The sequence below is a fragment of the Janthinobacterium sp. genome, from assembly GCF_031995485.1.
In the GTDB taxonomy this organism is placed as follows: Bacteria; Pseudomonadota; Gammaproteobacteria; order Burkholderiales; family Burkholderiaceae_D; genus Janthinobacterium.
In genome coordinates, this window is the sequence record NZ_DAMAGB010000018.1 from 1 (window position 1) to 12,664 (window position 12,664).

The window sequence follows — 12,664 nt, forward strand, 5'->3', positions numbered from 1 at the left end:
CCTTGATGCGGGTGCTGTCGCCGACGGCAGCGGCCGGCACATTGCCCTGCTGCACCCGGATCGCCGGCGCCGCTTTCGGCAGCTGCGGCGCGACGGGAATCTGCTGCAACTGGCTGCCGGCGCTCGGCGGGTCGACGGCGTACGCGTTCTGGATCAGCAACAATAAAGTCAGGGGAAGTAGTTTAGCGTTCAAGATCATCTTTTCCACGCGCACGCCAGCGACAGGCGCGTGCGGGCACGCGCGCTGGCCAGCAGAGGCAGCATTATTACAGCAGGAGATTCGGGAGGATTGTTGCCAGTTGTACTGCAAGGCAATGCAGCGGCGCGGCGCGGCAGCGGCGTCGACTGACGCAGCCACAGCCCATGGACACGCGCTGACAATTGGAGAACAACAATGGCCATACAGATATCAATGTTAAATTTATTTGATCATGAGAAATCAGATTCTCATTTGCAACATTGAATATTCTATCGTGGCCTTACAGCGAAAAACTATCACTTATTCACCCGATGCCCCACTTGGCCGGCATGGGTCGCCTTGATGCCCGTGAACGCTGCCAACATGCGGTAGAAAACAGTTCACGTGCAAAAAAGGCTGTTGCTAAGCTGCAACAAGAGCAAAATACGGAAAATAAAATGCGCCATTTTGGCATTATCTAACAGTCGCTGCGGCAATAATATTTTGTTGAAACAGTGTTATTTTTTATACACGCGGAATGTTTTTATATGAAACAAAAATCTTGCCATGAAAAAATTTTACATTGTTTCAAATAGAACATCAATTCACTTTCCGAGCCGGGTGCCGCAGCGGCGCGCGGCCAGATAACGCGGCTCGGCGCCCTGGCCATTCGGCTGGGTGCCGTTGTCGTGCACTGTCGGCGGACTGGGCCCTGGATTTCGATCATGCAGGCGGTGGCAAGGGTCCATCAGCGCGAACTGCTGCTGCGCAATGGCGCGCAAGGCAAGCTGGTCCTGATTCCGGGTGCTTCGCGCGGCATGGGTTCGTGCATGCACATAGTAAGCACGATCCGGCACGCGCCCCTATCCGAAGATATGTTGCTCAGAGTAAAATAGTTTATTCTGGATTAACATCCATCCGCCTGCCTGGCATATCCGCCCGAGCGATTATCCCGACGCGCATGCAACCACACACTTATATCCTGTTCTCGCTTGCGGCAGACGCCATCCTGATCGCCATGCTGGCGTTTCTCTGGCTGCGCCAGCGCAGCGAATGGCATGCGCTGCTGTGGGCGGGCGGGCAGCTGGCGCTGACCGCCGGCACGGCCGGCTGGTACCTCGGCACGCAATCGGCGGCCCACTATTTGTTCCCGGCAGTCACGCTATGCGCTGCGGTGGCCGGCTTCGTGGCCGGCACCGAATATTTTCTCGGCCTGCTGCGCCGGCGCCATCTGCGGCCCGTCGCCCTGGTCTGCTGCCTGGCCATCCCGGCTTTGTATGCGCTGTGGAACGGCGATCAGCAATGCGTGGAAATCGTGACGGCCTACGTGCTGGGCACGGCCCTGCTGTGGTCGGGGTTCCGCCTGAGCCTGCATCGCAACCGCTACCGCTTCCTCGGCATGGCGCTGGTGGTGCGGGGAGCGTTCAATCTGCTCAATTCCCAGGACTGGCTGCCGCCCGACTACGGCTACTGGTTTGTGTATTCGATCGCCATCAAGACCATCTCCATGCTGTGCCTGATTTATGCGGTGCAGGAGAAAATCCGCCACCGCTATGTGCACACCATCGACAGCCTCAGCAGCGGCTTCCTGATCCAGGACCGCAAGGGCTATATCCAGGTCGCCAATGAACGCTGCGCCAACCTGCTTGGCCATGCGCGCGCCGGCGACCTGATCGGCACACATGTGGCCGATCACCTGCTGCGCGCCACGCGCCAGGACGTGGCCGATTACTTTGCCCGTTTCGAAGCGGCCAGCGGCCACTATCCGTTTATCGAAACGGCCAGCGTGGAACTGGGCAATGGCAGCACGGTGCCGCTGGAAATGATCGCGTCGCCGTATGTGGAAAGCAGCCAGCTCTATTGCATGGTGCAGCTGTTCGACATCAGCGAGCGGCAAAAAAAGGACGCGCTGCTATATCGCGCCGCCCACCACGATCCGGTGACGGGCTTGCTGAACCGGCACGGGCTGCTGCAGGAGCTGGCGCGCTGCGTGAGCCGGGCTGCGGCGGCGCACGGCGAATGCGCCGTGTTCTTCATCGACCTCGACCGTTTCAAGCGCATCAACGACACCTTCGGCCATGAAACGGGTGACCAGCTGCTGTGCCAGTTCGCCCAGCGCTTGCAGGCGCTGCTATCGGCGCAGGCGGTATTGGCGCGCTTTGGCGGCGATGAGTTCATTATCGTGCTGCCCGGCGCAGGCGCGGCCAGGGCGCGCATCGATGGCCAGCGCATCATCGAAGCGCTGGCCGCGCCATTCGAGCTGCCGCTGCAGACGACTGCCGTGTCGGCCAGCATCGGCGTGGCCTGCTATCCGCAGCACGGCGCCAGCGCCGACGCGCTGATACGCAATGCCGATATCGCCATGTACGAGGCCAAGAAAGCGGGCCGCGGCCATTTGCGCCTGTTCGACGACGCCATGACGGCGCATGCGCGGGAAGCGCTGACCATCGACGGCGCGCTGCGCCTGGCGATCGCCAGGAACGAACTGCAACTGGTGTACCAGCCCATCGTCACGGCCGATGGCGGGCAGCTGCGCAAGGTCGAGGCGCTGCTGCGCTGGCGCAGCGCTCAGCTGGGCATGGTGCCGCCGGACCGTTTTATCCCGGTGGCGGAGGACAGCGAACTGATCGTCGAGCTGGGCAGCTGGGTGCTGCACGCGGCCTGCCGCCAGCTGGCGCAGTGGCAAGGCGCCATGCGCGAACTGGTGGTCAGCATCAATGTGTCGGCGCGCCAGCTGCTCGACCCCGGTTTCGCCGACCAGGTGCGGCGCGCGCTCCATGAACACGGCCTGCCGGCGCGCCAGCTGGAAGTGGAGCTGACCGAGCGCGTGCTGCTCGACGATACCGACAAAGTGCAAGTGGCGCTGTCGCGCTTGAAATCGCTGGGCGTGAGCCTGTCGCTGGACGACTTCGGCACCGGCTACTCCTCGCTGGCCTACCTGGCCCGCTTCCGGCTCGACACCCTGAAGATCGACCGCTCGTTCGTGCTGCAGATCGAGCACAACGAACGCGGCCGCAACCTGGCCGCCGCCATCGTCGCCATGGGGGCCAGCCTGGGCATGGAAGTGGTGGCCGAAGGCGTGGAAACGGCGCAGCAGGCGGCCATTTTGCAGGAGATGGGCTGCCACTATCTGCAGGGCTACCATATTGCCCGGCCGATGGCGGCGCCGGCGCTGGCCGAGACGATGGCAATGGCGCACAGCATCAGTTGATCCCTGGCATCAGAAGCAGTGTTCGGACGCGGGAAATGTTCCGCTTTTGACCGCCTGCACATAGGCGCCAAAGGCGTCGCCGATGCTGGCCTGTCCCTGCAGAAAATTGCGCACGAAACGCGCCTTTTTGCCAGGAAACACATCGAGCATGTCGTGCATGACCAGGATCTGCCCGGAGCAGCCGGGACCGGCGCCGATGCCGATGGTGGGAATCTCCAGCATCGCGGTTACTTCCGCGCCCAGCGGCGCCGGAATCGCTTCGAGCAGCAGCAATGACGCGCCCGCGTCCTGCAGCGCCAGCGCATCGCTTTTCAGCTGCGCCGCGCCCTCCGCCGTCCTGCCCTGCACCTTGAAGCCGCCCAGCTGGTGCACCGATTGCGGCGTCAGTCCCAGATGGGCAAACACGGGAATGCCGCGCTCGGCCAGGAAGCGCACGGTACCGGCCAGCCAGGCGCCGCCTTCCAGCTTGACCATCTGCGCGCCGGCCTGCATCAGGATCACGGCGTGCTCAAAGGCGGCCTGTGGCGTGCCATAGCTGCCGAACGGCATGTCGGCGGCCAGCAAGGCGGTGCTGTTGCCGCGCGCCACGCAGGCCGTGTGCCAGGCGATATCGGCGAGCGTCACTGGCAAGGTGGTGCCCTTGCCCTGCACCACATTGCCCAGCGAATCGCCGACCAGCAACAGCTCGACGCCGCGCCGGTCCATCAGCGTGGCAAAGCTGGCGTCGTAGCAGGTCAGCGCGGCAATCTTCTGGCCGGCCTGGCGCAAGGCCAGCAAACCCGGGGCGGTGATGGCCTTGCGTGCTGCATCGTGCGGATAAGTGGACATGCTGTTCCCTTCAGTTAATGGTTTTTCTGGCGGCCCATGCCGCGCTGATCCAGCCATGCCCGCTGACCAGCACGATGCCGGCCAGCACCAGCGCCGCACCGAGCACGAAGCTGCCGGTGATATGTTCGTCCAGCAGAGCGGCGCCCAGCAGCACGCCGAACAGCGGCGTCAGGAACGAAAACACGCCCAGGCGCGACGCCAGGTATTGGCGCAGCAGGTGGAACCAGGCCAGCAGGCTGGCAAACGAGACGATCAGCGCCTGGAATAGCAGGTTGCCGACCGCCACCGGCGTGGCAATGAAAACTGTCTGCCCCATCGCGACGGCGGACAGCAGCAACAGCACGCTGGCGGTACCGAGCTGATACAGCACTACCTGCGTGGCGGGCAGGCGCGACAGGCTGGAGCAGCGCACCACCACCGTGGTCGCACCCCAGGCGGCGCCGGCGGCCAGGCACAGCAAATCTCCAGCCAAGCCGTGGATGCCGGCGGTGCCGCCCGGCCGCGTGTCGAGCGCGAACGCCACGGCGATGCCGCCAAAGGCCAGCGCCACGCCCAGCCATTGCAGCGGTGCCAGGCGCTCGGCCGGCAGTTTCAGATGCAGCCCCAGCGCCACGAACAGCGGCCCCGTGTACAGGAACACCACCGCATGCGCGGCGCTGGTATGCAGCAGGCCCGCGCCCAGCAGCACATATTCGAGCGCAAACAGCGCGCCCGCCAGCAGGCCGGGCCGCCAGGAAGCGGCCAGCTCGACCGGCTTTTCGCGCCTGAACAGCATCAGCAGCGCCACCAGCACGGCGGCCACGCCGGAGCGCAGCGCAATCTGCAGCACCGGCGAGATATCGTGCGCGGTCGCCTTGATGCCTATCTGCTGCAGGCTCCACACCAGGCACAGCAGCGCCATGACGATGGCGGCCTTGCCATCGATTGCCTTGCGCGTTTCCACGGCACTCCTTCAAAAACATGACAGAGCAGCGATTATGAAGCGTGCGGCTTTTCTTGATATAGTGAGAACCCGCCAGCCGCTAGCGCCAGAAGGCCAATATGTCCAACCCTGCCATCACCGCCATCGCTGCCGTCCCCCGGCATACCTTGCGCGCGCCCTTCAGCAGCGCGCTCCCGGCCGCCATCTGCTTTCGCAGCGCGCAGATGCCGCCGGCGGCCATCTACCCGAGCCATAGCCACCCGTGGGGCGAATTCGTGCATGCGCTGAGCGGCGTGGTGGAAGTGCTGGTCGACGGCCGCCATTACCTGGTGCCGCCGCAATACGGCATCTGGCTGCCGCCGCATGTGCCGCACACGGGCCAGAACCGGCAGGCAGCCTGGCACAGTTCGCTATATGTCAGCGAAAGCCTGTGCGCGCCACTGCCGGACGAACCGTGCGCGCTGGCCGTCACGCCCTTCGTGCGCGCCATGCACGAGCACCTGCACCAGCATCCGCCTTCGCTGCCGCAGGAAGCCAACGAAGAGCGGCTGCTGCAGGTGCTGGTCGACCAGTTGTCGCGCGCCAGCCGCGTCGGCAGCTATCTGCCGACCTCCGGCGACCCGCTGCTGGCCAGGTTGCTGCGGATGCTGGAAAGCGCACCCGGCGACACGCGCACGCTGGCCGAACTGGCGCAGGCGTGCAACAGCACCGAGCGCACTATCACGCGGCGCTGCCAGGATGAACTGGGCATGAGCTTTGCCCAGTGGCGCCAGCGCCTGCGCGTGCTGGCCGCCATGGCCATGCTGGAACAGGGAAAGACGGTCGAGACCATTGCGTTTGACCTCGGCTACGCCAGCGCCTCGGCCTTCATCGCCATGTTCCGCCGCGTGACGGGCAGCACGCCGGACGCCTGCCGGCGCCACGGCTGACCGATCAGAAACAACAGCTCAGGTGGCAGTGACCGGCGCAAATCGCACCGTCACGCACAGTCCCCGCCCTTCCCCGCTTTCGGCCAGTTCGATCTCGGCCCGGTGGTGGTCGGCGATATTGCGCACGATGGACAGGCCCAGGCCGCAGCCCCAGGCGTCGTTGCCGTCCGGGCGGTAGAAGCGGTCAAACAGGCGCACGCGGTGCTGTTCCGGCACGCCGGGGCCGTTGTCGCGCACGCGCAGCAGCGCGCGCCCGTCCTGCTGCGCCGCCTGCAGGTCGACCGTGCCGCCGGCCTGCGTGTAGCGCAGCGCATTGTCGACCAGGTTATTGAGCAACACCTGCAGGCCGTCCGGATCGCCCTGGACCAGCACTTGTGCCGGCGCTACCACGCCCAGGTCGATCTCGCGGCTGTCGGCCAGCGCGCCATGGTCGGCCACGGCGCCGGCCAGCAGCTGGCCCAGATCCACCGTCTGCAGCCTGGCGGGCGCCAGCGCCGCTTCGTGGCGGGCCAAGCTCAACAGCTGGCGCACCAGGTGGGTGCTGCGATCGAGCCGGTCGTGCAGTTTGCGCAGCGCCGCGCTGCGCGCAGCGTCGCTGGTGGCGCGCTCGGCCACCTGCAGCTGCAGTTTCAGGGCCGTCAGCGGCGAGCGCAGTTCGTGGGCGGCGTCGGCGACAAAGGTGCGCTGCGCCGTGATCGCCTCGTCGAATTTCTGCATCAGGCCATTCAGGGCCAGCACCACGGGCCGCAGTTCCGGTGGCATTTCCTGCGTTGGCAAGGGCGTGAGCGCGTCGGGCGAGCGCCCGGCCACGCTGTCGGCCAGCCGGTCCAGCGGTTTCAAGGCGCGCGCCACCACCGCCACCATCATCAGCGCCAGCAGCACGGCAAACACCAGCAGGGGCGAACCGGCGCGCCAGGCCATGCTGGCAGCCAGATGGCGCCGCACGGTCATGGTCTGCGCCACCTGCACATAGCGGCCGCGCCGCGTCACGCCGTAGATACGCCAGCGCGTGCCGTTGACCTTGATCCGGGTATAGCCATCGAGCAGGTAGCGCGGCAGCTGCGGCTTGCCGCTGGCCGCATACACCAGGGCGCCTGCGGCGTCCCAGGATTGCAGCACATAGGCTTCTTCCGGGTCCTGCGGCGTAGCGTCGGCCGTATCGGGCGCGAATTCGTTCGGCACGGCGACGGCCAGCTGGCGCAGCTGCAGGTCGCCGATTTCATTGGTCTCTTCCAGCAGCGAGAAGTACAGCGAGGCGCCCGCGCCCAGCACGCACAGCAGGGTCGCACCCAACAGGCCCAGCAGCAGGCGCTGGCGGATGCTGGTCATGGCGCCACCCGGATCTTGTAGCCGACGCCGCGCACGGTCTGGATAAAGTCGGCGCCGAACTTCTTGCGCAGCTGGTAGATATACACGTCGACGGTATTGCTTTCCACTTCGCTGTCCCAGCCGTACAGTTTTTCCTCGAACTGGCTCTTGGTGATCACCTTGCCCGGACTGTCGAGCAAGGCGCGCAGCACGGAAAACTCGCGCCGCGCCAGCTTGACGGGCACGCCCTCGAACGTCGCTTCATGGCTGGCCAGGTCCAGCACCAGGCCGCCGTGTTCGATCAGCGAGCGCGTATGGCCGCTGCGCCGGCGCAGCAAGGCGCGCAGGCGGGCCAGCAGTTCGTCGAGGTCGAACGGTTTGACCAGGTAGTCGTCGGCGCCCGCGTCCAGCCCTTCGACGCGGGCCGGCGTGCCGTCGCGCGCCGTGATGATCAGCACCGGCAGCTCGGCCCCGCGCTTGCGCACCGCACGCAGCACGTCCATGCCCTGCATGCCGGGCAGGCCCAGGTCGAGCAGCATCAGGTCGTAGGCAAAGCCATCCAGCGCCAGCTGCGCCTCGCGCCCGTCGCGCACCCAGTCCACCGCATAGCTTTCGCCACGCAGGCCATCGACCAGGCTCTCGCCGATCATCGGATCGTCTTCCACCAGCAGCAATCGCACGCACATACTCCTCTTGGCCAATACGCCATCTTACCCCGAAGGTGAAACGCAGCACAGAGCCCTGCCGCAATCGCACGTACCTTGCAATCAATACCATAGTCAACCTGGAGCCACCATGACGCAAGCGAGCCATCCCGATCCCTATCCTCACCCTGCCGGCGGCTGGGGGTCCGTCAAGGAGGTGGGCGCGGCGCTGCTGACCGAAGGCGTGCTGTTCAAGGGCGGCAGCCTGATGTTGCACCAGAATAAGACCGATGGCTATGCCTGCGTCGGCTGCGCCTGGGCCAAGCCGGCCAATCCGCACCCGTTCGAATTCTGCGAAAGCGGCGCCAAGGCCACCGCCTGGGAAATCACCAGCAAGAAAATCGGCAGCGACTTTTTCAAACGGCACACGCTGGCCGAACTGCGCACCTGGAGCGACCACGAGCTGGAAAGCGTGGGAAGGCTGACCGTGCCGATGCGCTGGAACCCGGCCAGCGACTGTTACGAGGAAACCAGCTGGGAAGCGGCGTTCGCCGAGATCGGCGCGCAACTGCGCCCCATGGATCCGAAAAGCGTGGTGTTCTACAGCTCCGGGCGCGCCTCGCTGGAAACGTCATATATGTACCAGCTGGCCGCGCGCATGTACGGCAACAACAACCTGCCCGACAGCTCGAACATGTGCCATGAAAGCACCTCGGTGGCGCTACCCAAGACCATCGGCGTGCCGATCGGCACGGTGGTGCTGGACGACTTCGAGGAAACCGACTGCATCTTCTTCTTCGGCCAGAATGTGGGCACCAACAGCCCGCGCATGCTGCACCAGCTGCAGGAAGCGCGCAAGCGTGGCGTGCCGGTGATCACCTTCAATCCGCTGCGCGAGACCGGCCTGCTGCACTTTGCCAATCCGCAGTCGCCAGCCGATATGCTGACCCCTGCCGAAACGCAGATCACCACCCAGTACCTGCAGGTGAAAGCGGGCGGCGACAGCGCGGCCCTGATGGGCCTGTGCAAGGCGGTGATCGCGGCCGACGATGCGGCGCTGACATCGGGGGCGCCGCGCGTGCTCGATGCCGCCTTCCTGGCCGAACATGCTTCGGGCTTCGGCGACTTTGCCAATGCCGCGCGCGCCACCTCGTGGCGCGATATCGAACGCGAATCGGGCCTGGCGCGCGCCGACCTGGAAACAGCGGCCGAAACCTATGCCAGGGCCGAACGCGTGATCGGCATCTTTGGCATGGGCCTGACCCAGCACCGCCACGGCGTGCAGAACGTGCAGATGCTGTCGAACTTCCTGTTGTTGCGTGGCAATATCGGCAAGCCGGGCGCCGGCATCTGCCCGGTGCGCGGCCACTCCAACGTGCAGGGCCAGCGCACGGTCGGCATCACGGAAAAGCCGGAACTGGCGCCGCTCGACCAGCTGAAAAAACAATATGGCTTCGAGCCGCCGCGCGACAAGGGCTTGAACACCGTGACCGCCTGCGAAGGCATGCTCGATGGTTCGGTGCAAGCATTTATCAGCCTGGGCGGCAATTTCCTGCGCGCCGCGCCCGACACCGACGTGCTGGAACCGGCCTGGAACAGGCTGCGCCTGTCGGTGCAGATCGCCACCAAGCTCAATCGCAGCCATCTGGTGCCGGGAGCCGTCACGTACCTGCTGCCCTGCCTGGGCCGCATCGAGATCGACCGCCAGGCCAGCGGCGAGCAGGCCGTGTCAGTCGAGGACAGCACCGGCTGCATGCACGGCTCGCGCGGCCGCGCCGAACCGGCCGCCGGCACGCTGCGCTCGGAGCCGGCCATCGTGGCCGCCCTGGCGCGCGCCATGCTGCCGCCCGAACGGTTTGCGCTGGCGCCGTGGGACACCTGGGTATCCGACTACGCCGAAGTACGCAACGCGATCGCCGAGACCTATCCCGAGATTTTCCACGACTTCAATGCCCGCATGTGGCAGCCCGGCGGTTTTCGCCGCCCGGTACCCGCTTCGCAGCGCGTGTGGAAAACACCGAACGGCCTGGCCAACTTCATCACGCCCGAGACCCTGCTGGAAGACCCGGACCAGGCGCAGCCGGCGGGCGACGTGCTGCGCATGTTTACCATCCGCAGCGACAGCCAGTTCAATACCACCATCTACAACGAGGATGACCGTTTCCGCGGCATCTATGGCGGGCGGCGCGTGCTGCTGGTAAACGCCATCGACATCATCCGCCTGGGGTTCGCGGAAGGACAGCTGGTCGACGTGCACGGCGTGGCCCCGGACGGCATTGAGCGCTGCGTGCGCGGCCTGCGGCTGGTGGCCTACGATGTGCCGCCAGGCTGCATCGGCGGCTACTACCCCGAGTGCAATCCGCTGCTGCCGCTGGCGCACCATGCCAAGGAAAGCATGGTGCCGGCGGGGAAATCGATTGCGGTGAAGCTGAGCGCGCAGGCTTGATTTTTATTTCACCCAACGGCGAAGGGCCGACCCCGGCTCTTTGCTTCCGGGTTCAAATAACGCTAACGCCCTGTCCCTTCCATCCGCTCCCTGATCCACCCGTGCGCCCTTGCCTGCACCTGCTTCGCCATCCCGATGGGGAACCGAATGAAGCCATGCGGCGCCTCCGGCACCAGGTGCGTTTCCACCGGCGCCACTTCGCGCCAGCGCTGCGCCATCAGCGTGGTATCGTCGCGCAGCGGGTCGCGTTCGCCGGCGATCATCAATGCCGGCGGCATGCCGGCCAGGTCGCCATACAGCGGAGAAATCGGCGCTTGCCGCCGCTGCGCCTCACCGAGACCAGGCGTCAGCAGGCACATCGACGTGGCCATGCTGGGGCCATGCAGCACCAGCGTATCGGCGCCTGCAGCATGCACGCTGGGCGTGCCGGCCAGGTCATATACGCCGTAGTACAGCACCGTGCCCCGGACGCGCGCCAGCAGATCGGGCCACTCTTTTAACCGCAGCAAGGTGGCGGCAGCCAGGTGGCCGCCGGCCGACTCGCCCACCACGAACACGGGCAGGCCCGCAAACTGGGTTTCCAGCAGCCAGCGCGCCGCCGCCAGGCAATCGTCCAGCATCTGCTGCAGCGTAGCGCCTGGCGCCAGCCGGTAGTCGACCGAGACCACCGCCACATCGCACGCCGCGATGGTAGCCAGGTTCAGCTCATCGTTCATCTGCGCATTGCCGATCACCCAGCCGCCGCCGTGAAAGTCGAGCACCACGGCGCGCGCCGGACGCAGGCCGCGCAGGATACGCACCGGCACGTTTACGCCGTCATTGTGCACCACGCGCCGTTCGACGCGGATGCCTGCGCGCGCCAGCTTGCGCGCACCCGTCAGCTGCGACAGGTGCAGCAGGGACTGGATCAGCACGGGAATGAGGCGGTTGCGGATGCGAAAACGCGGCGCCCGGTCCAGCTGGCGGTTGAAACGGCGCGCCTGTGCCAGCGTGGCGTCATCGAAAGTCAAAGTGGCAGCGGGCATGCGGTGTCCTGGTGGTCGGTGAAACGACACTGTATCAAGTATGGGCCGCAGCGTCTGTGCGCCAGTTGACACCAAAAAAACGGCTATGGGCTATGTTAACGATAAACGTGGGAATGCTTTTGAACGGCTGTGGTCTAACTGATGAGACATCTCCCCACGGGGCCAGATCATGCAATCAGACCAATGGCAAGCCTTTATCGCCCAGTTCGCTCAGTTGTCCCATCGCCAGCGTAAAGCCAGTGCCGATCTGCTGCGCAACGGCGCGCAGCAAGAGACGGTCATCTGCCTGATCGAGCAGGCGGCGCAGGCGCAACTACATTGCCCAGCCTGCAATTCCTTTCACTTTTACCGCCATGGCCATGAACATGGTTTGCAACGTTATCGCTGCGTACCATGCGGCAGAACCTTCAATGCCCTGAGCGGCACGCCACTGGCACATCTGCGCTATAAAGCACGCTGGCTGGCCTATGCGGATTGCCTGCTCGGTTCCTTTTCCATACGCAAGGCAGCCGAGCATCTGAATATCCACCGCAATACCAGCTTTCGCTGGCGCCATCGCTTCCTGGCGCTGGCAAAAAGCGACCGGCCACGCTGCCTGCACGGCATTGCCGAGGCTGATGAAATGTATATGCTCGAATCGCAGAAGGGATCGCGGCACCTGACGCGGCCGGCGCGCCGAAGAGCTGGCCGTGCCCGCCAGCGGGGTATTTCCAACGAACAGGTTTGTGTGCTGCTGGCGCGCGACAGCACGGGACAAACTGTCGATTTTGTGACCGGTCTGGGGCAACTGACCAAAGCCAGATTACACGCTTGCCTGCCGCCCGTGATAGACCGCGATATTTTGCTGGTGACGGATGGTCATCCTGCGTATCCGGTGTTTGCCAGGGAGCTTGGCATCATGCATGAAGCGGTCAACTTGCGGGCGAGTATTCGTGTGCGTGGCACGGTGCATGTGCAGAACGTGAATGCCTATCGCAGCCGTTTCCGAAGTTGGCTCAGTGCGTTTCATGGCGTGGCGACACGGTATTTGCCCAACTATCTCGGATGGAGATGGATACTCGACGCCAGACGCATCCTCTCGCCGGAAAGCTTGCTTAAAGCCACGTTAGGTGATTTCCCCCATATGACGGTGACATAGCCAAAAAAACCGCCACGGCCATTCTGCCGTGGCGG

At 64.9% G+C, this 12,664-nt stretch carries 9 protein-coding genes and 1 pseudogene; 4 read left to right on the top strand and 6 right to left on the bottom strand.

Translation table 11 applies throughout. From position 1 onward, the window contains the following. A pseudogene (locus RTQ46_RS12255) lies at window positions 1-193 on the bottom strand (ShlB/FhaC/HecB family hemolysin secretion/activation protein); the annotation flags it as partial. A gap of 946 nt (window positions 194-1,139) precedes the next feature. Here RTQ46_RS12255 and RTQ46_RS12260 point away from each other — a divergent pair. Then, complete coding sequence (locus RTQ46_RS12260; RefSeq protein ID WP_312436907.1) at window positions 1,140-3,389, top strand: putative bifunctional diguanylate cyclase/phosphodiesterase; 2,250 nt, start codon at window positions 1,140-1,142, stop codon at window positions 3,387-3,389. Between the two features lie 9 nt (window positions 3,390-3,398). On the opposite strand, the gene panB is transcribed toward RTQ46_RS12260, so the two are convergent. Further along, complete coding sequence (gene panB, locus RTQ46_RS12265; protein WP_312436909.1) at window positions 3,399-4,217, bottom strand: 3-methyl-2-oxobutanoate hydroxymethyltransferase; 819 nt, start codon at window positions 4,215-4,217, stop codon at window positions 3,399-3,401. Window positions 4,218-4,227: 10 nt separating this feature from the next. Then, the gene (locus RTQ46_RS12270) at window positions 4,228-5,160 is read right to left on the bottom strand and encodes a DMT family transporter (RefSeq protein WP_312436911.1); all 933 of its coding nucleotides are present in this window, start codon (window positions 5,158-5,160) and stop codon (window positions 4,228-4,230) included. 98 nt (window positions 5,161-5,258) lie between these two features. On the opposite strand from RTQ46_RS12270, the gene RTQ46_RS12275 reads away from it, so the two are divergent. Then, window positions 5,259-6,068, top strand: coding sequence for a helix-turn-helix transcriptional regulator (locus RTQ46_RS12275; RefSeq protein ID WP_312436913.1), 810 nt, complete (start codon window positions 5,259-5,261; stop codon window positions 6,066-6,068). Between the two features lie 18 nt (window positions 6,069-6,086). On the opposite strand, the gene RTQ46_RS12280 is transcribed toward RTQ46_RS12275, so the two are convergent. Together RTQ46_RS12280 and RTQ46_RS12285 are read right to left on the bottom strand one after the other, a co-directional pair. After that, window positions 6,087-7,397 carry an ATP-binding protein gene (locus tag RTQ46_RS12280; RefSeq protein WP_312436915.1) on the bottom strand — a complete coding sequence of 437 codons (1,311 nt, stop codon included), beginning with the start codon at window positions 7,395-7,397 and terminating at the stop codon, window positions 6,087-6,089. Then, window positions 7,394-8,056, bottom strand: coding sequence for a response regulator transcription factor (locus RTQ46_RS12285; protein WP_312436917.1), 663 nt, complete (start codon window positions 8,054-8,056; stop codon window positions 7,394-7,396). Before RTQ46_RS12285 ends, RTQ46_RS12280 begins: the two co-directional genes overlap by 4 nt. A gap of 115 nt (window positions 8,057-8,171) precedes the next feature. Here RTQ46_RS12285 and RTQ46_RS12290 point away from each other — a divergent pair, with 115 nt between their 5' ends. Then, complete coding sequence (locus tag RTQ46_RS12290) at window positions 8,172-10,466, top strand: FdhF/YdeP family oxidoreductase (protein WP_312436918.1); 2,295 nt, start codon at window positions 8,172-8,174, stop codon at window positions 10,464-10,466. 62 nt (window positions 10,467-10,528) lie between these two features. Here RTQ46_RS12290 and RTQ46_RS12295 read toward each other — a convergent pair whose 3' ends face one another. Beyond that, window positions 10,529-11,491 (bottom strand): alpha/beta hydrolase, encoded by a 963-nt coding sequence (locus RTQ46_RS12295; RefSeq protein ID WP_312436919.1) that lies wholly within the window; start codon window positions 11,489-11,491, stop codon window positions 10,529-10,531. Between the two features lie 169 nt (window positions 11,492-11,660). Between RTQ46_RS12295 and RTQ46_RS12300 the strand changes: the two genes are divergently transcribed. Further along, window positions 11,661-12,629: an IS1595 family transposase gene (locus RTQ46_RS12300; RefSeq protein WP_312436920.1), complete on the top strand. Its 969-nt coding sequence runs from the start codon at window positions 11,661-11,663 to the stop codon at window positions 12,627-12,629. Window positions 12,630-12,664: the final 35 nt, after the last annotated feature.

Coding starts and splice junctions, on each gene's coding strand:
- RTQ46_RS12260 (WP_312436907.1), top strand. CDS start 1,140: ATGCAACCACACACTTATATCCTGTTCTCGCTTGCGGCAGACGCCATC.
- panB (WP_312436909.1), bottom strand. CDS start 4,217: ATGTCCACTTATCCGCACGATGCAGCACGCAAGGCCATCACCGCCCCG.
- RTQ46_RS12275 (WP_312436913.1), top strand. CDS start 5,259: ATGTCCAACCCTGCCATCACCGCCATCGCTGCCGTCCCCCGGCATACC.
- RTQ46_RS12280 (WP_312436915.1), bottom strand. CDS start 7,397: ATGACCAGCATCCGCCAGCGCCTGCTGCTGGGCCTGTTGGGTGCGACC.
- RTQ46_RS12290 (WP_312436918.1), top strand. CDS start 8,172: ATGACGCAAGCGAGCCATCCCGATCCCTATCCTCACCCTGCCGGCGGC.
- RTQ46_RS12295 (WP_312436919.1), bottom strand. CDS start 11,491: ATGCCCGCTGCCACTTTGACTTTCGATGACGCCACGCTGGCACAGGCG.
- RTQ46_RS12300 (WP_312436920.1), top strand. CDS start 11,661: ATGCAATCAGACCAATGGCAAGCCTTTATCGCCCAGTTCGCTCAGTTG.